The following is a 21,566-nucleotide window of genomic DNA, read 5'->3' on the forward strand; positions in this document are numbered from 1 at the left end:
TCTGCCGAACACAGGCCGGGCTCCTCACGCGCGCGGCCCGGCGATCGCCGCACCTTGACCGTGTCCGGCTTGACATCGCGCGGGCAAACCGCGACACGGCGCGGTCATGGTACCCCTTATGCAAGTCGCCCTCGGCGGCGCCCTCGGCGCCTCGGCCCGGTATCTGACCGGCATCGCGGCTTTGCGCCTGCTGGGCGCGGGCTTTCCGTGGGGCACGCTGATCGTGAACGTGGCGGGATCGTTCGCGATGGGCGCGCTGGTGGTCGTGCTGATGCAGTCCGACAGCCGCCTCGGGCCGTTCCTGATCACCGGCGTTCTGGGCGGGTTCACCACGTTCTCCGCGTTCTCGCTGGACGCGGTCGCGTTGTTCGAGCGCGGGCAGGCGGGGCTTGCGGCGGGGTATGTCGCCGCGTCGGTCGTGCTGTCGCTGGGGGCGCTGTTCGCGGGCCTCGTGCTTTTCAGGGGAGTCGCGTCATGAGCGGCGTGCAGACTGTCACCGTCACGGAAGAGGATGCCGACCAGCGGCTGGACCGCTGGCTGAAGCGCCATTTCCCGCAGCTTCAGCAGGGCCGGATCGAGAAGATGTGCCGCAAGGGAGAGCTGCGCGTCGACGGCGGCCGGGTGAGGGCCGCGACGCGGCTCGCGGCCGGCCAGCAGGTGCGCATCCCGCCGCTGCCCGAGCCCGGCACGAAGCCGGCGGCCCCGCGCCCGCAGGTCACCGGCGACGACGCGCAGATGATGCGCGACGCGGTGATCTGGAAGGACGATTACATCATCGCCATCAACAAGCCGCCGGGCCTGCCCACGCAGGGCGGCACCGGGCAGACGCGGCACGTGGACGGGCTGGCCGAGGCGCTGCGCTTCGGCTTCGAGGACAAGCCGCGGCTGGTGCACCGGCTGGACAAGGACACGTCGGGCGTGCTGCTGCTGGCGCGGACGCGCGCCGTCGCGGCCGGGCTGACCGCCGCGATCCGCCACCGCCAGACGCAGAAGATCTACTGGGCGCTGGTCGCCGGCGTGCCGGTCCCCTACCTCGGCGAGATCCGCTATGGCCTGGTCAAGGCGCCCGGCCACGGCAAGGGCGGCGAGGGCGAGAAGATGCGCGCGATCCACCCAGCCGAGGTCGACGCGACGCCCGGCGCCAAGCGCGCGCACACGCTCTATGCCACGCTCTACCGCGTCGCCAGCCGTGCCTCGTGGGTGGCGATGGAGCCGCTGACCGGGCGCACGCACCAGTTGCGCGCGCACATGGCCGAGATCGGGCACCCGATCGTGGGCGACGGAAAATACGGCGGCTCGGGGCAGGAGAACCTGGGCGACGGCTGGGGTGCGCAACTGGGGGGCATCATCTCGAAGAAGCTGCACCTGCACGCGCGGCGGATGCAGTTCCGCCACCCGGTCACCGGCAAGACGATCACCGTCACGGCGCCCTTGCCCGAACACATGGCGCAAAGCTGGGAGAACCTGGGCTGGTCCGAGGACATCGCCGCCGAAGACCCTTTCGAGAAGCTTCGATGATCGATCTCAAGCTGGTGATCTTCGACGTCGACGGCACCCTGGTCGACAGCCAGGCCGACATCCTCGAAGCGATGCGCACAGCCTTCGCCGCGATCGACCGGCCCGCGCCGTCGCGCGAGGCGGTGCTGGGCATCGTCGGGCTGTCGCTGCCGCAGGCGATGGGACAGCTGGTTCCGGACGCGACCGGCGCCGAGCACGCGCGCTTGGTCGAGACCTACAAGGACCGCTATGCCGCGTTGCGCCGCACGGGCGGGCCGGGCAGTTCGCCGCTTTACCCCGGCATGTCCGGGCTGGTGCAGGCGCTGCATGCCAGCGACAACGTCTTGCTGGGCATTGCGACCGGCAAGTCGCGTCGCGGGCTGGACGCGCTGATGGACAGCCTCGGCCTGCGCCGGTTCTTCGTCACCACGCAGGTGGCCGACGATCACCCGTCGAAGCCGCACCCCTCGATGATCCTGACGGCTCTGGCCGAGGCAGGAGTCGAGCCTGCCGATGCGATCATGGTCGGCGACACGACCTTCGACATCGACATGGCGCGCGCGGCGCGGGTGCGGGCGATCGGCGTGGAATGGGGCTACCACGACGCCGCGAGCCTGACGGGCGCCGACCGCGTGGTCGCCGACGCGCTGGCGCTGGGAAGCGCCATAACCGAGATGCTGGAGATCGCACCATGAGCGAATGGGCCCCGCGCCGCTTCTGGCAGGACGCGCAGACCGTTCCCGCCGAGGGCGGCCATACCGTTACCCTCGACGACAAGCCGGTGCGCACGCCGGCCAAGGCGCGGCTGATCGTGCCGACGCAACCGCTGGCAGCGGCGATCGCGGAGGAATGGATGGCGCAGGGCGAGCGGATCGACCCGGGCACCATGCCGTTCACGCGCATGGCGAACTCGGCGATCGACAAGGTCGCGCCGCAACGCGCCGAGGTGGCCGACATGCTGGCCGCCTATGGCGATTCCGACCTGCTGTGCTACCGGGCCGAGGCGCCCGACGCGCTGGTCGCCCGCCAGCAGGAGCAGTGGGACCCGATGCTCGACTGGGCGGCGGATACGCTGGGCGCCCGATTGCAGCCGCGTGCCGGCGTGATGCACGCCCCGCAGCCGCGCCCCGCGCTCGACGCCCTGGCGGCGCGGGTTCATGCGCTCGATGCTTTTACGCTGGCGGCGTTCCACGACCTCGTGGCGCTGAGCGGGTCGCTGGTGCTAGGCTTCGCCGCCATCCATCGCGTGCGCCCCGTGGACGAGCTTTGGACGCTGTCGCGGCTGGACGAGAGCTGGCAGGAGGAGCAGTGGGGCGCCGACGAGGAGGCCGAGGAGGTCGCGGGGATCAAGCGCGAGGCGTTCCTGCACGCGGCGCGGTTCTACCGCCTGGCCACCGGCTTTCAGCCGGAAGGACGGGATTAATCGCGCGGCAGATGTCCGCGACTGCCCGGATCGCGGGCATCGCGGGTTGACGATCTGGCCCGAATTCGCCCAAACTCCGGACCACCGAACGGGAACCCCGGAAGGTACGAGACCCTTGAGGGCTCCTAACCGCGACGACGCGGGATAAAACAGGAAGAGGTAAAAATGAAAAAATCGGTATTTCTCGGCGCGCTGACAGTCGCGGGCCTGGCGGCCGGTGCATCGGCCGCAGCGACGCTGGATGACGTCAAGGCACGCGGCACGCTGAACTGCGGCGTGGCGCCCGGGCTTGTCGGCTTTGCGGCACCCAACGCCGAAGGCGAGTGGGAAGGCTTCGACGTCAGCGTCTGCCGCGCGGTCGCTGCCGCCGTGCTGGGTGACCCGACCGCCGTCGAATTCGTGCCCACCACCGGCAAGACGCGCTTCACGGCGCTGGCCTCGGGCGAGATCGACATGCTGGCGCGCAACACCACCTGGACCTTCTCGCGCGATGTCGATCTGAAGTTCGAATTCGCCGGCGTCAACTATTACGACGGCCAGGGCTTCATGATCCCGCGCGAGCTGGGCATCTCGTCGGCCAAGGAGCTGGACGGCGCGACGGTCTGTATCCAGACCGGCACCACGACCGAATTGAACCTCGCCGACTACTTCCGTGCCAACAACATCAGCTACGAGCCGGTGCCGATCGAGACCAACGCCGAGGCGCAGCCGCTTTACCTGGAAGGCGCCTGCGACGTTTACACCACCGACGCCTCCGGCCTGGCCGCGACCCGTGCATCGTTCGAGAACCCGGGCGACCACGTGATCCTGCCCGAGATCATCTCGAAGGAGCCGCTGGGCCCGCTGGTGCGCCACGGCGACAACGACTGGGGCGACATCGTGCGCTGGACGCTGAACGCGCTGATCGCGGCCGAGGAATACGGCGTGACGTCGGCCAATGTCGATGATCTGGCCGAAGGCACCGACAACCCCGAGGTCAACCGCCTGCTGGGCACCGAGGGCAACCTGGGCGAGATGATGGGCCTCGACGCCGACTGGGCCGTGCGTGCCATCAAGGCCAACGGCAACTACGGCGAGATCTTCGAGCAGAACATCGGCGAAAGCACCCCGATCGGCCTGTCGCGCGGCCTGAACGCGCAGTGGACCGAGGGCGGCCTGCTCTACAGCCCGCCGTTCCGCTAAGATAGGATGGGAGGGGGCGCGGTTCGGCCGCGCCCTTTCTCTATCGGACTTCCGGAAAAGACCAAATCGGCCCGTGCCTTCGGCAGAGCGGGAAAACCGCCGGCAGGGCCATCCGTGCGACCACCAGGGAATACACCATGGCAACCTTGTCCGACCCGCCGTCGGAGTCGTTTCAGCTGTCCAAGCTGATCCGCGACACGCGGTATCGTTCGTACACGTTCCAGTTGATCGCGCTGATCGCGCTGATCCTGGTCTTCGCGTATCTGGGCTCGAACCTCGCGAGCAACCTGGCCGAGGCGGGGCTGAACATCAGCTTTTCGTTTCTCGGGAACTCTGCCGGCTACGACATCAACCAGTCGCTGATCGAGTACAACAACCAGATGACCCACCTGCGCGCGACGCTGGTGGGCGCGCTGAACACGCTGCTGGTGGCGTTCCTCGGCTGCATCCTGGCGACGATCATCGGCGTGATCGTGGGCGTTCTCCGCCTGTCGAAGAACTGGCTGATCGGCCGGATCATGTCGATCTACGTCGAGATCTTCCGCAACGTGCCGGTGCTGATCTGGATCCTGATCATCTACTTCGTGATGACCGCCGCGATGCCGTCCGCGCGCGACTACCTGGGCGAGGAGCCCGAGCGCGACCTGCTGCTGGGCCTGATCGCCTTCACCAACCGCGGCGTCTACGTGCCGGCGGCCGTGTTCCAGCCGATGGGCTGGGTGGTGCTGGGCGTCTTCGTCGCCTCGATCTTCGGCGCGATCGCCTACCGGCGCTACGCGACCAAGCTGCTCTACGACACCGGCAGGCTGCTGCCGATGGGCTGGCCGATGCTGGCGATCGTGATCCTGCCGGCGCTGGTGGCGTTCTTCGTGCTGGGCCAGCCGATCGCGCTGGACCGCCCCGACCCGCTGGCCAACCGCTTCAACCTGCAGGGCGGCATCCCGATTTCCGGCGCCTTCATCGCGCTGTGGTTCGCGCTGTCGATCTACACCGCCGCGTTCATAGCCGAGAATGTGCGCGCGGGCATCCTGGCCGTGTCGCGCGGCCAGACCGAGGCCGCGGCCTCGCTGGGCCTGCGACCCAACCGGATCATGAACCTGGTGGTGCTGCCGCAGGCGCTGCGCGTGATCATCCCGCCGGTGATCTCGCAATACCTGAACCTGACGAAGAACAGCAGCCTCGCCATCGCGGTGGGATACATGGACCTGACCGCGACGCTGGGCGGGATCACCCTGAACCAGACCGGCCGCGCGATCGAGTGCATCCTGCTGCTGATGCTGTTCTACCTCGCGATCAGCCTGGCGATCTCGGCTGTGATGAACGCCTACAACAGCGCCATCCGTCTGAAGGAGCGGTGAGACCATGTCCGATACGCATGCCGAATCCGTCGCCTTCGTCCGCGACACGATGATCCCCGAACAGGCGCCCCCGGCCTCCGAGGCCGGCGCCGTCAAGTGGGTGCGCAGCAACCTGTTTCCGGATTGGCTGAACGCCATCCTCACCATCGTCGCGCTCTACCTGATCGCCCGGCTGGTGATCGGGGCGTTCCCTTGGTTTGCCAACGGCATCTGGAACGCCTCGTCTCTGTCCGAGTGCCGAGAGATCCTCGACGGCGCAACCGGGGGCTGCTTCGCGGTCCTGGCCGAGCGGTGGAACCAGCTTCTGTTCGGCTTCCAGTATCCCAGCACCGAGTACTGGCGCCCGGCGCTGGCCTTCGTGCTGCTTGCGGTGGCGGCGGCGCCGCTGCTGTTCTGGATGTACCTGCCGTCGCGCCTGCTGGTGCTGACGGCGCTCTACCCGTTCGTCGCCTACTGGCTGCTCTGGGGCGGGACGATCCTGACGCCGGCGGTCGCGGCGCTGGGCTTCGTCGTGGCATACCTGGTCTTCGCGCGGATCGAGCGGCGCAGCTTCGCGCTGGCGCTTGGGGCGGCGGTGGTTGCAGCGGTGGCGACTTGGTTCCTGGGCGGGCTTCTGGTCGACGCGCTGCCGCGCGTCCTGGCGCTGCCCGAGGTGGCCAGCCGCAACATGGGCGGCTTCATGCTGAACTTCATCCTCGGCGTGGTCTGCGTGTCGCTGTCGCTGCCCATCGGCATCCTGCTGGCGCTGGGGCGGCAGTCCAAGATGCCGATCATCAAGTGGATCTGCGTTGTCTTCATCGAGTTCATCCGCGGCGTGCCGCTGATCACGCTGCTGTTCGTGGCGAACGTGGTGCTGGCGTATTTCTTTCCGCCCGAAACCAATATCGACCTGATCCTGCGCGTCATCATCATGATCACCGCCTTCGCTTCGGCCTACATCGCCGAGGTGATCCGCGGGGGCCTCGCCGCCCTGCCCAAGGGCCAGTACGAGGCGGCGGACAGCCTCGGGCTGGACTATCCGCAGGCGATGCGGCTGATCATCATGCCGCAGGCGCTCAAGATCTCGATCCCGGGCATCGTCAACGTCGCGGTGGGCCTGTTCAAGGACACCACGCTGGTCTCGATCATCTCGATGTTCGACCTGGTGGGCATGATCCGCGGCCCGATCCTGGCCTCGACCGAATGGAACGGCGTCTACTGGGAACTTTGGGGTTTCGCGATCCTGATGTTCTTCCCCGTCTGCTACGCCATCTCGAAATATTCCCAGTGGCTCGAGCGTCAGCTCGCGACCGATCACCGTTAAGGAGCGCACCATGGCCGAAACGGCGCAGATGGAACCGACCGACGCACGGGTCAGCGACGAGGTCGCGATCAGCATCCAGAACATGAACAAGTGGTTCGGCAGCTTCCACGTGCTGCGCGACATCGACCTGACGGTCCGGCGTGGCGAACGCATCGTCATCGCCGGCCCCTCGGGCTCGGGCAAGTCGACGTTGATCCGCTGCATCAACGCGCTGGAGGAGCACCAGAAGGGCAAGATCGTCGTCGACGGGACCGAGTTGACCAGCGACCTCAAGAACATCGATCGGATCCGCTCCGAGGTCGGGATGGTGTTCCAGCACTTCAACCTGTTCCCGCACCTGACGATCCTCGAGAACTGCACGCTGGCGCCCATCTGGGTGCGCAAGACGCCCAAGCGCGAGGCCGAGGAAACGGCCATGCACTTCCTCGAGAAGGTCAAGATCCCAGAGCAGGCCAACAAGTATCCCGGCCAGCTTTCGGGCGGCCAGCAGCAGCGCGTGGCGATCGCCCGCAGCCTTTGCATGCGGCCGCGGATCATGCTGTTCGACGAGCCCACGTCGGCGCTCGACCCCGAGATGATCAAGGAGGTGCTCGACACGATGGTCGAACTGGCCGAGGAGGGCATGACCATGCTGTGCGTCACGCACGAGATGGGCTTTGCCCGGCAGGTCGCGAACCGCGTGATCTTCATGGACCAGGGCCAGATCGTCGAGCAGAACGAGCCCGAGGAATTCTTCAACAATCCGCAGAACGAGCGGACCAAGCTGTTCCTCAGCCAGATCCTGGGTCACTGAGGCCACGGGCGCGTCGGAACACCCGGCGCGTCAGGTTTCCGGCAGGTCCGCCGGGATGACGAAAGTGACGGCCGTGCCCGTGCCGGGCTCGATGGCGGCCCAGCCCTCGACGTCGAAATCGGCCACCAGCGTGGCGCCGGTGGGGTAATCGTCAAAGCGGTCATGCGCGGGGGCCTCGCCCAGCAGCATCCGCCCGACGTCGCCGATGGCGGGATTGTGCCCCAGAAGCAGCACCGTAGGCCCCGATGCGCGGCGCAGCGCGTCGATCATGTCGCCTGCATCCGCATCGTAAAGATCGTGCAGGAAGCGCGCGGGCGCGTCGAGCGCCAGCAGGCCCCAGCTTTCGCGCGTGCGCCGCGCCGTGCTGACCATCGCCGCGTCGGGTAGCAGCGCGTCGCGCCGCAGCCAATCGCCAAGCGCGCGGGCCGCGCGGACGCCCCGCGCGTTCAGCGGGCGGTCGTGGTCGGCGGCGGTCTGGCTCCAGTCCGACTTGGCGTGCCGCATCAGGACCAGGCGACGCATCTCAGCGTTCGCGCGGCGGCAGGTTCGACGCCCGGATCAGCGAGCCCGAGCCATGCTCGGTGAACAGCTCGAGCAGGCAGGCATTGGGCACGCGGCCATCGATGATCACAACGCCGCGCACCCCGTCCTGGATCGCCTTCAGCGCGGTCTCGGTCTTCGGGATCATGCCGCCCGAGATGACGCCGTCATCGGTCATCCGCACCACGTCCTCGGGCGTGAGTTCGGTCACCACGCGGCCTTCGGAATCCTTGACGCCCGAGACGTCCGTCAACAGCAGCAGGCGGTCGGCCTTCAGCGCGCCCGCGATGGCGCCAGCGGCGGTGTCGCCGTTGACGTTGTAGGTGCCGCGCCCGTCCGGGCCGGTGCCGATCGGCGCAACCACCGGGATGATCCCGGCGGCGAACATGTCGTGCAGCACCTGCGGGTTCATTTGCACCGGACGGCCCACGAAGCCCAGCTCCGGGTCGTCCTGTTCGCAGACCATCAGCTCGTCGTCCTTGCCCGACACGCCCACCGCGCGGCCATCCTGCTCCATGATGGCCTGCACGATGCGGCTGTTGACGGCGCCCGACAGGACCATCTCGACCACCTCGATGGTGGCCTTGTCGGTGACGCGCTTGCCGCGCACGAACTCGGACTTGATGTCGAGCCGTTTGAGCATGTCGTTGATCATCGGGCCGCCGCCATGCACCACGACCGGGTTCACGCCGACCTGCCGCATCAGCACGATGTCGCGGGCGAATTCCGCCATCGCGGCATCGTCGCCCATGGCGTTGCCGCCGAACTTCACCACGACGATGGCGCCAGTATAGCGTTGCAGGTAGGGCAGCGCCTCGGACAGGGTGCGTGCGGTGGCGATCCAGTCGGTGTTCATGCTGCGTTGTCTCATCTCGGGCCTCGCGGGTTCGCCTCCACCATGCCGCGCAGGGCGGCCGAAGGCTAGACCAGCCCTGCGATGATCGCGCGCAGCGTGGCGATCCCGTCGCCCTTCTCGCTGCTGGTCAGGACCAGTTCGGGGTAGGCGGCCGGATGCGCCGCCAGCTTGCCGCGCACCTGGTCGAGGATGCGGCCCTGTTCGGCCGCGCCGACCTTGTCGGCCTTGGTCATCACCACCTGGAACGGCACCGCCGCGCGGTCGAGCAGGTTCATGATCTCTTCGTCCACCGCTTTGACGCCGTGGCGCGTGTCGACCAGCACGAAGGCGCGACGCAGGCTGGCGCGCCCCGACAGGTATGCCTTGAGCAGGCGCTGCCATTGCTCGACCTTCGGCAGCGGCGCGTTGGCGTAGCCGTAGCCGGGCAGGTCGACGAGGTAATGGCTGTCGGCCAGCGCGAAGTAATTGATCTCCTGTGTGCGGCCGGGGGTGTTCGACGCCCGCGCGATCGCCTTGCGGCCGGTCAGGGCGTTGATCAGCGTCGACTTGCCCACGTTGGAGCGGCCGGCAAAGCAGACTTCGGCCCGGTCGGCGGGCGGCAGGCCGTCCATGGCCACCACGCCCTTGACGAAGGTCACCTCGCCGGCGAACAGCAGGCGGCCGCGCTCGGCTGCGGCCTCGTCGGGCGCCTCGGCCAAGGGGAAGGGCAGGGTGCTCATGCGCGGGCCACGCTGTCGCCGGTGGCGATCTCGCCGTCTTCGATCACCTCGGCGTAGACAGCGAAGTCGGTGTGGCCCCAAGACTTCAGCGCGCCCAGCGTGTCCGCGTCGATGCGGCCCGTTTCGGGGTTGGCGGTGGTCGCCTTGCAGCGGCCGGTGCGTTCGCGGACGTGAAGGATAGCCGAGCCGATCCGGATGTCCTGCCCGACGAGGTCGAATTCCTCCCACGGCGCGAGGCCTTCGATCCAGACATTGCCGCGCCAGCGGTGGATCGACAGGGGCGTGCCCAGCTGCTGCTCGACCGCGCGGTGCGAGGCGAGGTTGCACAAAGCCACCGACGGGAAGTCGCTGTCGGTCATGCCGCGCTCGCGCGCGCGGACCACGCGGGCCGAGGCAGCGCGCCCCTCGGGCATCAGCGGGCGGACCCAGTCGATCAGGCGCGCCGCGTCGTCTGCGTCGTCGGGCGCGACGGTCAGGTCGGGCCGGTCCGGGTGCCGCAGCGTGACGGTGGCCGCCCCCTCGTCCAGCGTGCAGGTCACGGCCATCAGCGCGGGCGCCTTGGCGCCGCGGCTGAAATTCGCGCAGGGCACCCAGGTCGACCCGTCCGCCTGAGACGCCTCGTGCGCGATCGCCCAGACCCGGTCCCACGGGACCGTCTGCCCAGCGGTCAGGGCCAGCCGCGCGACTTCCTCGCGGCCATGCGCCTTGATCGGGTGGCGCCAGAGCGAGGCGATCGTGCCGATCACTTGCCCGCGTCCTTGCCGCGCCTGCGGAAGCTGGACGTGATGTTGCCGAGCACGTTCGGCTTGTACCCTTGGCTGCGCATGATCGCGTATTGCTGCGTGAAGGTGATCACGTTGTTGGCGATCCAGTAGACCACGAGGCCGCTGGCGAAGCTGCCGAGCATGAACATGAACACCCACGGCATCCAGGCGAAGATCATCTGCTGGGTGGGATCGGTCGGCGCCGGGTTCAGCTTTTGCTGAAGCCACATCGACACGCCCAGCAGCAGCGGCAGGATGCCGATGAAGATCAGCGCCAGCAGGCTGCCCGGCTCGGGCGCACCCCAAGGCAGCAGGCCGAAGAGGTTGTAGATCGACGTCGGATCGGGCGAGGCGAGGTCCTGGAACGGTCCGAAGAACGGCGCGTGGCGCAGTTCGAGCGTGACGAAGATCACCTTGTAGAGCGAGAAGAAGATCGGGATCTGCAGAAGGATCGGCAGGCAACCCGAGGCGGGGTTCACCTTTTCCTTCTTGTAGAGGCCCATCATCTCCTGCTGGAGCTTCTGGCGGTCGTCGCCGGCGCGCTCCTTGATCTTCTCCATCTCGGGCTGCAATTCCTTCATCTTCGCCATCGAGACGTAGGACTTGTACGCGAGCGGCAGCAGGATCGCCTTGATCAGCAGCGTCAGACCGATGATCGCCCAGCCCATGTTGCCGATCCAGGCGTTGAGGTAGTGCAGCACGGCGAAGATCGGCTTGGTCAGGAAGAAAAACCAGCCCCAGTCGATCGCGTCTATGAAACGGTCGATGCCGGCGGCCTGGTATTCGCGGATGGTCTCCCATTCCTTCGCGCCGGCGAACAGCTGCTGGGTCACCTCCTGCGTCTCGCCGGGCGCGATCTGCATCGTCGGCATGACGGATTCGGTCTGGTAGATGTCGCGGCTCTCGTCGTACTTCGCGACCTGCTTGAACGCGGTGCCGGCGGCGGGGATCAGCGTCGCCATCCAGTAATGGTCGGTGAAGCCGATCCAACCGTCCTGCGCCACCTGCGTGACCTCGGCGCGCGCGCCTTCCGCCGGCACGACCTCGAAATCATTCATGTCGTCGTAGTCGATCTCGGTCAGTTCGCCATCGGCCATGGCGATGACGCCCTCGTGCAGGATGAAGAAGTTCTTCAGGTCCTCGGGCTGGCCGTGGCGGGCAAGGATGCCGTACGGCGCCAACGAGACGGTGCTCTCGCCGGTGTTCTGGACCGATTGCGCGATGGTGAACAGGTAATCCTCGTCGACCGAGACGGTGCGGCGGAAAATCAGCCCCGACGGGCTTTCCCAGCGCAGCACCACCGGGTCCTGCACGGTCAGCGTGTCGCCTTCGACGATCTCCCACGGCGTGTTGGCGCCGGGCACGTCTTCGGGGGCGGCGCCGGTGCCGGGGGCCCAGCCGTAGAGGGCGTAATAGGGCGTGAGGGTGCCGATCGGATCGAACAGGTGGACGATGTCCGAATCCTCGTCCGGCGTGACGTTGTAGTCCTTGAGCTTGAGGTCATCGAAACGGCCGCCCAGCAGCGAGATCGAGCCCGACAGGCGCGGCGTGTCGATCGCGATGCGAGGAGCCTCGGCGGCGCTTTCGACAGCGGGCGCCTCGCCCGCGGGGGCAGAGCCGGGCGCGGCCGAGGGTGCGGTGGCGATGCCGCCGGGCGTCACTTCGCCGGTCTCGACCGTCGTCGGCGCGGGCTGGTCGGTCGTTTCCGGCGGCGGGAACAGCAGGAACCAAACCAGGATGACCGCGAAGCTGAGCGCGGTAGCGATGAGCAGGTTCTTGTTCTGATCGTCCATGGGGACAGCCGCTTTTCCTCTGAGAAACTGCTGGCGGTTCAACCCGCGCAGTCCCCGAAGGTCAAGGAGATTCCGCCCCGCGGTCCAAAGCGTCGGCACGGCACTTCGACGCGGCCATGCGGAACGGCGCCGGTCGGAGCGGCGTCAGCGGGCGTCGCGCCCCAGACGCTGCGCCTCCGCGATGCGCGCGCGGTGCGTGCGCGACCATTCGGCCAACTCGTCGGCGGGCATCGCTCGGACGATGCCGAAGCCCTGCACGTGTCCGCACCCCAACTGCGCCAGAAGCGCGTGTTCGCCAACACTTTCGACGCCCTCGGCCAGCGTGTCCAGCTCCAGCCGTTCGGCCAGGCCGAGGATCCCCGCCAGCATGCGGCGCTGCCGCTCGTCCCGGTCGACGCGGCTGACATGGCTGCGGTCGATCTTTATCCGGTCGAAGGGAAGTGCCGTCAAAGCGGTCAGCGGCGCCTGTCCGGCGCCGAAATCGTCAAGTTCAAGATAACACCCCACCCGTCGAAGCGCGACGAGGTTGTCGACGATGCGGACGTCCCGACCGATTCCCAGCGCGCCCTCCGACACCTCGATGCCCAGCCGCATGGGGGTCAGGCCGAAGCGGTCGAGTTCCCATTCGACCCGTTCCACCAGACTTTGCGAGGCAAGCTCTCCGCGCGCGAAATTGAGGCTGGCGCGCGGCACGTGGACGTCAGCCTGATCCCAGCTGCGCAGCGCGTTCAGGCTGTGCTGCAGCACGATCTCGGTCAGACGTTCGTCCAGCCCTGCCTCCTCGAGGCAGCGAAGGAACTGCGCGGGCGGGACGATTCCGCGCTGGGGGTGAATCCAGCGCGCCAGAGCCTCGACCCCGCTGATGTCGCCGGTCGACGTGCAGATCTGCGGCTGGAACCACGGCTGGATCTGGCCGTTCTCCAGCGCCGCGCGCACCTCGGTCGTCAGGCTGCGGCGCGTGCGATCGCTCTGGGCGATGGTGTCCGACCAGGCGCGGATCGCCGACGGCCCCTGTCGCGCGGCTTCGGCCAGCGCGACCTGCGCCGCGTCGAACAGCCTTTCGCCGGTGGGCGTACCCGGCAGGCGCGCCGTCGCGCAAAAGCCGATATTGGCGGTCAAATGACGGACGGTGGTGTCGGTCGAAGCAGGCTCTTCGACGGCGGATTGAAGCCGCGCGCTCATCTGAAGCAGGCTTTCCAGATCCGAACGCGACGAGGGCGCCGCCAGCACCATGAAACGGCTGTCGCCGATGCGCACGGCCGTGTCGCCGCGACGCAGCAGGCCGCGCAGTCGCATCAGCACCATTTCGCGCAGCGGCTCGGCATCCATGTCGCCGGATTTGCGCGCCACCTCGGTCAGGCCTGCGACATCGAAAAGCAGGCAGGCGGTGCCAAGCCCCTCCGCGCGGGCCTCGTTAACGCGGCGATCGACCAATGCGCGGGCCGCGGCAGTGTCGACCACGTCGCCCCCCGCCTCGACCGGAGCGGGCGTCCGGACGGCCGATCCCCAGCCGGCAAGAGCGTAGAGGGCTGGCAGGCCCAGCGCGCAGGCCACCAGAACCGTTTCACCCCCCAGCCAGAAGGCGGCGAGGGTCAGCGCGGGGATGAAGGCCAGCGCCTGCGGGCCGTGCAGGCCATGCCTGAAGGCCCGTCCGATCCGGCCCAATGCATTCGAAAGATCGCGCGTCATCCTGCCCGCCTCGCCGTTCACCTGGGGGGGGACGCTAGGCGGCGGCGGTAACCCGCAACTTAATCATCGTGAGATTTATGTATCCAATTTGCCCGTTTCCGCGCGCATGAGCCCGGCGAAGTCGAACAGCTTCGGGTCCAGCATGTGCGACGGCCGGATGTTGGTCAGCGCGCGGAACATCACCTGCCGGCGGCCGGGGCTGTTGCGCTCCCACCCGTCGAGGATCTGCTTGACCTGCTGGCGTTGCAGACCGTCCTGGCTGCCGCACAGGTCGCAGGGTATGATCGGGTAGTTCATCGCCCTGGCGAAGCGCTCGCAATCGGCTTCGGCTACGTGGGCGAGGGGGCGGTACAGGAACAGGTCACCTTCCTCGTTAACCAGCTTGGGCGGCATGGTGGCCACGCGCCCGCCGTGGAAGAGGTTCATGAAGAACGTCTCGAGGATGTCGTCGCGGTGATGTCCCAGCACCACGGCGGAACAGCCTTCCTCGCGCGCGATGCGGTAGAGATGCCCGCGCCGCAGCCGCGAACACAGCGCGCAGAAGGTGCGACCGGCGGGAACCTTGTCGGTGACGATGGAATAGGTGTCCTGGTACTCGATCCGGTGGGGCACCTGCATGCGCTCGAGAAACTCCGGCAGCACCGTCGCCGGAAAGCCCGGCTGGCCTTGGTCGAGGTTGCAGGCCAGCAGCTCGACCGGCAGCAGGCCGCGCCACTTCAGCTCGTACAGAATCGCCAGAAGCGTATAGCTGTCCTTGCCTCCCGACAGGCAGATCAGCCATTTCGGTGGTGGCGCGTCGGGGTCGCGGCGCTCGACTATGCCGTACTGGTCGATCGCCTCGCGCACGTTCTGGACGATGCGCTTGCGCAGCTTCTTGAATTCGGTGCTTTTCGGGGCACCGTGGAACAGCGGATGGATGTCGGAGGCGTCGTCGAGCATGGCCTCTCATGCCAAATCCTAGCCCGGTAGGAAAGCGGCAAACGCGGCTTCAGGCGAAGCCCAACGCGCGGAACCGGTCCGCGTGGAACATCGCGCGACCCTGCCGGTTTCCGGATCACTGGAAAAGGAGGACATCATGCTTTCCACACGAATCGCATCCGTTGCCGCAGCCGCCCTGGTGGCAGGCACCGCCGCCTACGCAGCCGATCCCGTGGCCAACGCCACGATGATGGATCGGAACCAGAACGAGGTCGGCACGGTCGAGATCTTCGAGACCGCCGACGGTCTGCTGCTGCGCGCCGACCTGACCGGGCTGGAACCCGGCTGGCACGGTTTTCACATCCATCAGACCGGCGCCTGCGAGGGTGACTTCACCTCGGCCGGCGGCCACTACGCGCCCGACGATTCGGGGCACGGCTTCTTCACCGAAGCGGGCGGCCATGCCGGCGACCTGCCCAACATCCACGTTGGTGATGACGGCGCGGCCATGGCCGATTTCCACACGGCCCGCGTGACGCTCGACGGCGACAAGGCGCCGCTGATGGACGACGACGGATCGGCCATCATGGTGCACGCAAGCGCCGACACGTATGAGAGCGAAGCGGGCGCGGGCGACCGCGTGGCCTGCGGCGTGGTCGAAGCCGTCGGCGGCTGAACTCTGCGCCGAAAGCCCCGGATCAGGCTAGTCGGGCACGTTGTCGATGCCCGATCCGCCGCCGGGGCGGCACCGCGCGATCCGTCGCGCGGTCAGCCACACGCCCTTCAGCGCGCCATGGCGCTCCAGCGCCTCGAGCGCATAGGACGAGCAGGTCGGATGAAACCGGCACCCGTGTCCGACCCAAGGCGACAGCACCAGACGGTAGGCCCGGATGGGCAGGGCCGCCATATGCGCCAGCGGGCTCATAAGCGGTCTGGTGCGTTAGGAGTTTCGGCTTGCCGCGGTGCCTTCGCGTGCGCCTTCGCCAGCGCCGCGCGCAGATCGTCGCGCATGGCCGCGAAGTCGTGCTGGGCCGTGGCTTGGGCGCGTCCGATCAGCACGTAGTCCCAACCCGCGCGCCCGCCTTCGGGCAAAACTTCGCGCGCGATGGCGCGCAGGCGGCGCTTGGCGCGGTTGCGAGCTACGGCGTTTCCCACTTTCTTGGAACAGGTATAGCCGATGCGGATGCCGGATGCCTCGTCCGGGGCGCGGCGGCGTGCCTGCAAAAGGAACGCGGGGCAGGGCACGCGGCCCGCCCGCGCCGCTCGCAGGAAATCGGCGCGCTTGGTCAGAGTCGTGATCGGCGCGCGGGGCGCATTGTCGAACGCCTCCCCGCCCTCGGCCCTGTCCGAACGCGAACAGACCGCTCCGGATCGCTCCGGTGCGGTCTGGTCAGCATTTCCGTCGCGCTTCGCCATGGCGAAGCCGCGCTTTACGCGCTGAGCGACTTGCGGCCGCGTGCGCGACGCGCGTTCAGGATCTTGCGGCCGGCCTTGGTGGCCATGCGGGCGCGGAAACCGTGGCGGCGCTTGCGGACCAGGTTCGACGGCTGAAAGGTGCGTTTCATCGCCAGTTTCTCCAGTGTTCACGACCCGTCGCGCGGATTCGGCGGGCCCTATTCGTTCGAAGCCCGGTCTATAGGAGCGCCACGGCGCCATGTCAAACGCCCGTGTCGGCGCAAGCGGGGGCAGATTGCAACATTTTCGCCGTCACGGCCCGCGATGTTACAGAACCGGACCCCTTCGGGGCGCTGCCGGCGGGCCAGGCCTCCCCTGCGATCAAGCCGCCGTGAAAGCCCTGTCCCGCTCCAGCCCAAGGGCGCATGTTACCGACAGCCCCGACCAAAGCGCGAGACGATGATGCCGTCATGACCCAGCAAGACAGACGCCCGGTCGCCCGCCCAGGCTGGCGGCGGCACCTTCCGCTTGCGGCCATCGCCGTGGTGGCCATCGGCGGGGCCTTCACGCTGAACGACTGGCTGAGCTTCGAGACGCTGCGCGAGAACCGGCAGGCCCTGCTGGAATTCCGCGACGCCCATTACCCATGGATGGTCGCGATCTTCGCCGCTATCTACATCGCCATCGTCACTTTTTCGCTGCCGGGCGCGGCCGTGGCGTCGGTCACCGGAGGCTTCCTGTTCGGGCTGGTCGCGGGATCGGTGCTGAACGTGGTGTCGGCCACGATCGGGGCTACGGCGATCTTCCTCGCGGCGCGGGCGGGGCTGGGCCAGACGCTGGCGGCGCGGATCGATGCGTCCGACGGCCGGATGCGGCAGATCAAGCGGCGCCTGAACGAGAACGAGATCAGCGTTCTGTTCCTGATCCGCCTGGTGCCGGCGGTGCCGTTCTTCGTTGCCAACCTGGTCCCCGCGCTCGTCGGCGTGAAGTTCCGCAACTTCGCGTTCACTACGGCGTTGGGAATCATTCCCGGCACCGTGGTAATCACCTGGGTCGGAGTGGGGCTGGGCGAAGTGTTCGATCGGGGCGGGACGCCGGACCTGTCTCTGCTGTGGGAGCCGCAGGTCATCGGACCGATCCTGGGACTGGCGACGCTGGCCGCGCTGCCGATATTCGTCCGCGCCGTGCGTGGCAGGAAGGAGATCTGAGGTGGAGGACATCAAGACGGATGTCGTGATCCTGGGCGCCGGATCCGGGGGGCTGTCGGTCGCGGCGGGGGCTGCGCAGATGGGTGCGCATGTCACGCTTCTGGAGCCCGGGGAGATGGGCGGCGACTGCCTGAACTACGGCTGCGTCCCGTCCAAGGCGCTGATCGCCGCCGCCTCGGTCGCGCATTCGGCCTTTCGTTCGGACGACTTCGGGATTTCGACGGGCGCGCCGCAGGTGGACTACGCCGCCGTCATGGACCACGTGAAGCGCGCGCAGGCCACCATCGCCCCGCATGACAGCCAGGAGCGGTTCGAGAAGATGGGCGTGTGCGTGATCCGCGAGGCGGGGCGCTTCGTCTCGGATGACGAGATCCAGACCGATCGCTACCGCATCAAGACCCGGCGCATCGTCATCGCGACCGGATCGCGCCCGCTCGTGCCGCCGATCGACGGTCTCGAGGACGTGCCCTACCTGACGAACGAGACACTGTGGGACCTGCGCGAGCGGCCCGAGCATCTGCTCATCATCGGCGGCGGTCCCATCGGGATCGAGATGGCGCAGGCGCATCGCCGGCTGGGCTGCGCGGTCACGGTCATCGAAGGTTCGCGCGCGCTGGGCAAGGACGACCCTGAATTCGCGGCGCTGCTGCTGGACCGTTTGCGTGCCGAGGGTATCGAAATCGTCGAAGGCGCGCAGGCGAAGTCGGCGCGCCACGCCGACGGCCGCGTGGTGCTGGAGACCGACGACGGAAAGAGCTTCGAGGGCTCGCACCTGCTGGTCGCGGTGGGGCGCAAGGCCAACACCGAGGCCCTGGACCTGGACCGCGCCGGGATCGCGACCACCAGGAGCGGCGTCCAGGTGGACGAGCGGCTTCGCACCACGAACCGACGCGTATTCGCCATCGGCGACGCGGCCGGCGGGCTGCAGTTCACCCATGTCGCCGGTTACCACGCGGGCATCGTCGTGCGCCAGGTGGCGCTGGGGCTGCCGGCAAAGGCGAAGACCGACCACTTGCCTTGGACCACCTACACGCGCCCGGAACTGGCGCATGTCGGCCTGACCGAGAAAGAGGCCCGCGAGAAGCACGGCGACAGCTTGCGGGTGGTGCGGCTGGACTTCGACCAGAACGACCGCGCGGTCACCGAGGGCGAGACAGAGGGCATGATCAAGGTCATGGTCGTCCGTGGCCGGCCGGTCGGCGCGTCGATCGTGGGGGCGCAGGCGGGCGACCTCATCGCGCTGTGGTCGCTGGCCATCGCCAACGGACTGAGGATGAGCCAGATCTCGTCGATGGTCGCGCCCTATCCGACGCTGGCGGAGATCAACAAGAGGGTCGCCGGCGCGTATTACACGCCGACGCTGTTCGAGAACGACACCGTGAAGCGGCTGGTGCGGCTGGTTCAGCGCCGGCTTCCCTGATAACGCGAACAGGACATGCTGAATTCCCTCTCCGGCCGGTTCCTTATCCTGACCGTGATCTTCGTCATGCTGGCGGAGGTGCTGATCTTCGTGCCTTCCGTGGCGCGGTTCCGCGAGGATTTCCTGCTGGCCCGGCTCGAGCGGGCGCAGATCGCGTCGCTGGCGTTGCTGGCCGACGACATGATCTCGCCCGAACTAGAGGCAGAGCTGCTGGCCAACGCGGGCGTCTACAACGTGGTCCTGCGCCGCGACCAGATGCGCGAACTGGTCCTATCGTCGGAGGTGCCCGGCCCGATCGCCGCGACCTACGACCTGCGCGACCCGGGTCCGGCCCAGCTGATCGGAGGCGCGCTGTCGCGCCTGCTGACGACCGAGCCGCAGATCATTCGGCTCATCGGCAGCCCGCTGCGCGAGGCCGGCCAGTTGATCGAGGTGACAATGGACACCGCCGATCTGCGCGAAGCGATGCTGGACTACGGGCTGCGTATCCTGCTGCTCTCGGCGATGATCTCGATTGTCACGGCCAGCTTGCTGTTCTTCTCGGTGCGCGTGCTGCTGGTCCGGCCGATCAAGGGTGTTGTCGCACACATGCAGGCCTATGCCGCCGCACCCGAGGATGCGCGGCGGGTGATCCGGCCTTCGGCCTCGGTCCGCGAGCTGCGCGAGGCCGAGGAGGCGTTGCAGTTGCTGCAGACGCAGATGACGCAGGCGCTGCGCCAGAAGGAGCGGCTGGCCCAGCTGGGCGGGGCGGTGGCCCGCGTCAGCCACGACCTGCGCAACATCCTGACCTCCGCGCAGCTTTTCACGGACCGCATCGAGCGGTCGGAAGACCCGGCCGTGCGCCGTCTTGCGCCCAAGCTCGTGAACTCGATCACCCGGGCGGTCAGCCTGTGCGAATCCACCCTTGCCTTCGGCCGGGCCGAGGAGCCGGCGCCGGTGCTGACCCTGTTCAACCTCGCGGAACTGGCCCACGAGGTGCTCGAGGCCGAGCGGCTTGCGATTGGCGAGCACGATGTCAGCCTGTCCGAGGACATCCCCGCCAGCATGATGATCCGCGGCGACCCCGAGCAGATCTACCGCGCGCTGTCGAATCTGGTGAGAAACGCGCGCCAGGCGATCGTCGCGTCGGGAAAGCCTGGCGAGATCAACCTGACGGCCCTGCACGACGACGACGATTGGGTGATCCGCGTCTGCGATACCGGGCCCGGCCTGCCGCCCAAGGCGCGCGAACACCTGTTCCAGCCCTTTCAGGGCGGCGCGCGCAAGGGCGGTTCCGGGCTGGGGCTGGCCATCGTCGTCGAACTGGTGCGCGGGCATGGCGGAACGCTGGAGCTGATCCGCAGCGACGCATCGGGCACGCTGTTCGAGATCCGTCTGCCGATGCACGACATGGAGGAAAAGCGCGCGTCCCGGGCGCGCTGAATGCCCGGTGCGCCTGAGCGGACAGGTCGTGGGGCGGGTCGCGCAAAAAAAACGCGGCTTTGTCTCTTGCATCCCCCGCGCGGCGCGGTTAGACCGCCCCTCGACGGACCGATAGCTCAGCTGGATAGAGTACCTGACTACGAATCAGGGGGTCGGGGGTTCGAATCCTCCTCGGTCCGCCACCACCCTAAAAAAGACGAACAACTTCAAAGTCTTGCGGCTTTTTTGTCTAAGGGCGAGGTGCGTCTTAGACAAAATCGACCTTATGACATCGGCGGATGCCGCCGCATAGGTAGCGGTCCGCATTGAAGAGTATGGCTTGCCTGTGACTTCCTGAACACAGCAGCTTTGCCGTGTCAGGGTTCTCGCGGCGAGTGCGCTTTTCGCATCTCGGGCGAGCGACATGGCGTCCTGGCGAAGCCCGACCTGGTCGTCCAAGTTTCATGGAGATCTGTCGTTTTGGTCCGGCCTCCATTTCCGGATGGTGGCAGCGGAGGCCTGATGGGCACTCTGCGCGGCACCGCGAACCAGATCCTTGGCGGCGGCGCGGGCGCCGCATCGCAGTCCTCCGCGACGACCGATCACGATCAGGACCTGCGCGAGGGCGAGGCGGCGGCCGAGAAGTTCAGCGAGGACGAGGCGCTGCTTATGATCCGCGCGACGATCACCGCGGCCTATTCCGACGCGGCCGTATCGCATGACGAACGCGGCCGGATATTGCCGGCGATCGACGAGGCTGACGCGAACCCGGAGGAAAGGCCAACGATGGAGTGCGAGATCGCAAATCCCAAGCCGCTCGAGACCCTGCTGGCGCAGGTCGACAACGAGGAGACGGCCGAAGAGGTCTACATCGCCTCGTAACGACTTCTTCGCCAACCATTGCAGCGACGGCTCTTCCGACCTCTGGGGCTCGGAGCGCCAGCGCGAACGCTGGAGTGTGGCAGCCCGACCAGGCACAGTCGAACCACCCCGGGCGTGGCTTGCCGAAACCATTCTGCTCGGTTGGCGCCAATGGGTGAAATCGACTTGCCGATCGGAAAGCGTCCACGGCGTGCGCTGCTCAGAGAAATTTCCCTGTCTCGAGGGCGGACGGCGTCAGGAGGCGGCGGCGATCGGCCTTCCTTACGTAGCGTTCGATCTCCTTGAGCGTCTCATGCCCACTCCACGCCGCGATCTGTTTGCTCGTGGCACGGCTTTGTTGCGCAAAGAGGGTGAAGCGCGAACCTCCCCTTTCCCCGGACGCACTTATCCCACGGGTTCTGTGACAGGTATGCCAAGCGCGGTGT

At 67.6% G+C, this 21,566-nt stretch carries 23 protein-coding genes, 1 tRNA gene and 1 pseudogene; 14 read left to right on the forward strand and 11 right to left on the reverse strand.

From position 1 onward, the window contains the following. Positions 1–106 precede the first annotated feature (106 nt). From crcB to BLW27_RS12645, 8 genes are all read left to right on the forward strand, one after another. Entirely contained in the window at positions 107–478 is a 372-nt protein-coding gene (gene crcB, locus BLW27_RS12610) for a fluoride efflux transporter CrcB (RefSeq protein WP_089883745.1), read from the forward strand. Continuing rightward, the gene (locus BLW27_RS12615) at positions 475–1,518 is read left to right on the forward strand and encodes an RluA family pseudouridine synthase (RefSeq protein ID WP_089883746.1); all 1,044 of its coding nucleotides are present in this window, start codon (positions 475–477) and stop codon (positions 1,516–1,518) included. Before crcB ends, BLW27_RS12615 begins: the two co-directional genes overlap by 4 nt. Further along, positions 1,515–2,192, forward strand: coding sequence for an HAD-IA family hydrolase (locus BLW27_RS12620; RefSeq protein WP_089883747.1), 678 nt, complete (start codon positions 1,515–1,517; stop codon positions 2,190–2,192). The genes BLW27_RS12615 and BLW27_RS12620 overlap by 4 nt, the downstream gene beginning before the upstream one ends. After that, on the forward strand, positions 2,189–2,920 hold the full coding sequence (locus BLW27_RS12625) for an ATP12 family chaperone protein (RefSeq protein WP_089883748.1): 732 nt from the start codon (positions 2,189–2,191) through the stop codon (positions 2,918–2,920). Before BLW27_RS12620 ends, BLW27_RS12625 begins: the two co-directional genes overlap by 4 nt. A 165-nt stretch (positions 2,921–3,085) precedes the next feature. Further along, a complete protein-coding gene (locus BLW27_RS12630; RefSeq protein WP_089883749.1) occupies positions 3,086–4,102 on the forward strand; it encodes an amino acid ABC transporter substrate-binding protein in 1,017 nt (338 codons plus the stop codon). 137 nt (positions 4,103–4,239) lie between these two features. After that, a complete protein-coding gene (locus tag BLW27_RS12635; protein WP_089883750.1) occupies positions 4,240–5,460 on the forward strand; it encodes an amino acid ABC transporter permease in 1,221 nt (406 codons plus the stop codon). Positions 5,461–5,464: 4 nt separating this feature from the next. Next, complete coding sequence (locus BLW27_RS12640; RefSeq protein ID WP_089883751.1) at positions 5,465–6,763, forward strand: amino acid ABC transporter permease; 1,299 nt, start codon at positions 5,465–5,467, stop codon at positions 6,761–6,763. Between the two features lie 10 nt (positions 6,764–6,773). Next, positions 6,774–7,556: an amino acid ABC transporter ATP-binding protein gene (locus tag BLW27_RS12645; protein ID WP_089883752.1), complete on the forward strand. Its 783-nt coding sequence runs from the start codon at positions 6,774–6,776 to the stop codon at positions 7,554–7,556. 30 nt (positions 7,557–7,586) lie between these two features. Here BLW27_RS12645 and BLW27_RS12650 read toward each other — a convergent pair whose 3' ends face one another. The 7 genes from BLW27_RS12650 to ttcA form a co-directional block, all read right to left on the reverse strand. Further along, positions 7,587–8,078: a SixA phosphatase family protein gene (locus tag BLW27_RS12650; protein ID WP_089883753.1), complete on the reverse strand. Its 492-nt coding sequence runs from the start codon at positions 8,076–8,078 to the stop codon at positions 7,587–7,589. 1 nt (position 8,079) lies between these two features. Beyond that, on the reverse strand, positions 8,080–8,967 hold the full coding sequence (gene argB, locus BLW27_RS12655) for an acetylglutamate kinase (protein ID WP_089883754.1): 888 nt from the start codon (positions 8,965–8,967) through the stop codon (positions 8,080–8,082). Between the two features lie 50 nt (positions 8,968–9,017). Further along, positions 9,018–9,671 (reverse strand): ribosome biogenesis GTP-binding protein YihA/YsxC, encoded by a 654-nt coding sequence (yihA, locus tag BLW27_RS12660; protein ID WP_089883755.1) that lies wholly within the window; start codon positions 9,669–9,671, stop codon positions 9,018–9,020. Then, entirely contained in the window at positions 9,668–10,417 is a 750-nt protein-coding gene (locus BLW27_RS12665) for an MOSC domain-containing protein (protein ID WP_177177887.1), read from the reverse strand. The genes yihA and BLW27_RS12665 overlap by 4 nt, the downstream gene beginning before the upstream one ends. Beyond that, complete coding sequence (yidC, locus tag BLW27_RS12670) at positions 10,414–12,228, reverse strand: membrane protein insertase YidC (RefSeq protein WP_089883756.1); 1,815 nt, start codon at positions 12,226–12,228, stop codon at positions 10,414–10,416. Before yidC ends, BLW27_RS12665 begins: the two co-directional genes overlap by 4 nt. A 144-nt stretch (positions 12,229–12,372) precedes the next feature. Further along, positions 12,373–13,917, reverse strand: a complete 1,545-nt coding sequence (locus BLW27_RS12675) for an EAL domain-containing protein (protein ID WP_089883757.1) — start codon at positions 13,915–13,917, stop codon at positions 12,373–12,375. A 75-nt stretch (positions 13,918–13,992) separates the two neighbouring features. Next, on the reverse strand, positions 13,993–14,856 hold the full coding sequence (gene ttcA / locus BLW27_RS12680; RefSeq protein WP_089883758.1) for a tRNA 2-thiocytidine(32) synthetase TtcA: 864 nt from the start codon (positions 14,854–14,856) through the stop codon (positions 13,993–13,995). A gap of 136 nt (positions 14,857–14,992) precedes the next feature. Between ttcA and BLW27_RS12685 the strand changes: the two genes are divergently transcribed. Next, positions 14,993–15,511 carry a superoxide dismutase family protein gene (locus BLW27_RS12685; protein WP_089883759.1) on the forward strand — a complete coding sequence of 173 codons (519 nt, stop codon included), beginning with the start codon at positions 14,993–14,995 and terminating at the stop codon, positions 15,509–15,511. 27 nt (positions 15,512–15,538) lie between these two features. On the opposite strand, the gene yidD is transcribed toward BLW27_RS12685, so the two are convergent. Genes yidD through rpmH form a run of 3 tightly spaced genes read right to left on the reverse strand, consistent with a single transcriptional unit; the run spans position 15,539 to position 16,400 of the window. Continuing rightward, positions 15,539–15,760, reverse strand: coding sequence for a membrane protein insertion efficiency factor YidD (gene yidD, locus BLW27_RS12690; RefSeq protein WP_089883760.1), 222 nt, complete (start codon positions 15,758–15,760; stop codon positions 15,539–15,541). After that, positions 15,757–16,251, reverse strand: a complete 495-nt coding sequence (gene rnpA / locus BLW27_RS12695; RefSeq protein ID WP_089883761.1) for a ribonuclease P protein component — start codon at positions 16,249–16,251, stop codon at positions 15,757–15,759. The genes yidD and rnpA overlap by 4 nt, the downstream gene beginning before the upstream one ends. Positions 16,252–16,265: 14 nt before the next feature. Further along, the gene (rpmH, locus tag BLW27_RS12700) at positions 16,266–16,400 is read right to left on the reverse strand and encodes a 50S ribosomal protein L34 (protein ID WP_012177012.1); all 135 of its coding nucleotides are present in this window, start codon (positions 16,398–16,400) and stop codon (positions 16,266–16,268) included. Positions 16,401–16,700: 300 nt separating this feature from the next. Here rpmH and BLW27_RS12705 point away from each other — a divergent pair, with 300 nt between their 5' ends. From BLW27_RS12705 to BLW27_RS12725, 5 genes are all read left to right on the forward strand, one after another. Further along, positions 16,701–17,438: a TVP38/TMEM64 family protein gene (locus BLW27_RS12705; RefSeq protein ID WP_089883762.1), complete on the forward strand. Its 738-nt coding sequence runs from the start codon at positions 16,701–16,703 to the stop codon at positions 17,436–17,438. A 1-nt stretch (position 17,439) separates the two neighbouring features. Then, the gene (locus BLW27_RS12710; RefSeq protein ID WP_089883763.1) at positions 17,440–18,858 is read left to right on the forward strand and encodes a dihydrolipoyl dehydrogenase family protein; all 1,419 of its coding nucleotides are present in this window, start codon (positions 17,440–17,442) and stop codon (positions 18,856–18,858) included. A 15-nt stretch (positions 18,859–18,873) separates the two neighbouring features. Continuing rightward, the gene (locus BLW27_RS12715; RefSeq protein WP_089883764.1) at positions 18,874–20,280 is read left to right on the forward strand and encodes a sensor histidine kinase; all 1,407 of its coding nucleotides are present in this window, start codon (positions 18,874–18,876) and stop codon (positions 20,278–20,280) included. Between the two features lie 105 nt (positions 20,281–20,385). Further along, positions 20,386–20,462 (forward strand) — tRNA-Arg (locus tag BLW27_RS12720). A gap of 319 nt (positions 20,463–20,781) precedes the next feature. Then, entirely contained in the window at positions 20,782–21,141 is a 360-nt protein-coding gene (locus BLW27_RS12725) for a DUF533 domain-containing protein (protein WP_089883765.1), read from the forward strand. A 199-nt stretch (positions 21,142–21,340) separates the two neighbouring features. Here BLW27_RS12725 and BLW27_RS21455 read toward each other — a convergent pair. Beyond that, positions 21,341–21,566, reverse strand: a pseudogene (locus BLW27_RS21455) (hypothetical protein); the annotation flags it as partial.

The sequence above is a fragment of the Citreimonas salinaria genome, from assembly GCF_900107235.1.
GTDB classification, from domain to species: Bacteria; Pseudomonadota; Alphaproteobacteria; order Rhodobacterales; family Rhodobacteraceae; genus Citreimonas; species Citreimonas salinaria.

Excerpts from the sequence above, each read along its gene's own strand:
- crcB (WP_089883745.1), top strand. The coding sequence starts at position 107 with ATGGTACCCCTTATGCAAGTCGCCCTCGGCGGCGCCCTCGGCGCCTCG.
- BLW27_RS12725 (WP_089883765.1), top strand. The coding sequence starts at position 20,782 with ATGGGCACTCTGCGCGGCACCGCGAACCAGATCCTTGGCGGCGGCGCG.
- ttcA (WP_089883758.1), bottom strand. The coding sequence starts at position 14,856 with ATGCTCGACGACGCCTCCGACATCCATCCGCTGTTCCACGGTGCCCCG.
- BLW27_RS12705 (WP_089883762.1), top strand. The coding sequence starts at position 16,701 with ATGACCCAGCAAGACAGACGCCCGGTCGCCCGCCCAGGCTGGCGGCGG.
- argB (WP_089883754.1), bottom strand. The coding sequence starts at position 8,967 with ATGAGACAACGCAGCATGAACACCGACTGGATCGCCACCGCACGCACC.
- BLW27_RS12675 (WP_089883757.1), bottom strand. The coding sequence starts at position 13,917 with ATGACGCGCGATCTTTCGAATGCATTGGGCCGGATCGGACGGGCCTTC.
- BLW27_RS12620 (WP_089883747.1), top strand. The coding sequence starts at position 1,515 with ATGATCGATCTCAAGCTGGTGATCTTCGACGTCGACGGCACCCTGGTC.
- rnpA (WP_089883761.1), bottom strand. The coding sequence starts at position 16,251 with ATGGCGAAGCGCGACGGAAATGCTGACCAGACCGCACCGGAGCGATCC.
- BLW27_RS12630 (WP_089883749.1), top strand. The coding sequence starts at position 3,086 with ATGAAAAAATCGGTATTTCTCGGCGCGCTGACAGTCGCGGGCCTGGCG.
- BLW27_RS12685 (WP_089883759.1), top strand. The coding sequence starts at position 14,993 with ATGCTTTCCACACGAATCGCATCCGTTGCCGCAGCCGCCCTGGTGGCA.
- BLW27_RS12635 (WP_089883750.1), top strand. The coding sequence starts at position 4,240 with ATGGCAACCTTGTCCGACCCGCCGTCGGAGTCGTTTCAGCTGTCCAAG.
- yihA (WP_089883755.1), bottom strand. The coding sequence starts at position 9,671 with ATGAGCACCCTGCCCTTCCCCTTGGCCGAGGCGCCCGACGAGGCCGCA.
- rpmH (WP_012177012.1), bottom strand. The coding sequence starts at position 16,400 with ATGAAACGCACCTTTCAGCCGTCGAACCTGGTCCGCAAGCGCCGCCAC.
- yidC (WP_089883756.1), bottom strand. The coding sequence starts at position 12,228 with ATGGACGATCAGAACAAGAACCTGCTCATCGCTACCGCGCTCAGCTTC.
- BLW27_RS12640 (WP_089883751.1), top strand. The coding sequence starts at position 5,465 with ATGTCCGATACGCATGCCGAATCCGTCGCCTTCGTCCGCGACACGATG.
- BLW27_RS12615 (WP_089883746.1), top strand. The coding sequence starts at position 475 with ATGAGCGGCGTGCAGACTGTCACCGTCACGGAAGAGGATGCCGACCAG.
- yidD (WP_089883760.1), bottom strand. The coding sequence starts at position 15,760 with ATGAGCCCGCTGGCGCATATGGCGGCCCTGCCCATCCGGGCCTACCGT.
- BLW27_RS12715 (WP_089883764.1), top strand. The coding sequence starts at position 18,874 with ATGCTGAATTCCCTCTCCGGCCGGTTCCTTATCCTGACCGTGATCTTC.
- BLW27_RS12645 (WP_089883752.1), top strand. The coding sequence starts at position 6,774 with ATGGCCGAAACGGCGCAGATGGAACCGACCGACGCACGGGTCAGCGAC.
- BLW27_RS12650 (WP_089883753.1), bottom strand. The coding sequence starts at position 8,078 with ATGCGTCGCCTGGTCCTGATGCGGCACGCCAAGTCGGACTGGAGCCAG.
- BLW27_RS12625 (WP_089883748.1), top strand. The coding sequence starts at position 2,189 with ATGAGCGAATGGGCCCCGCGCCGCTTCTGGCAGGACGCGCAGACCGTT.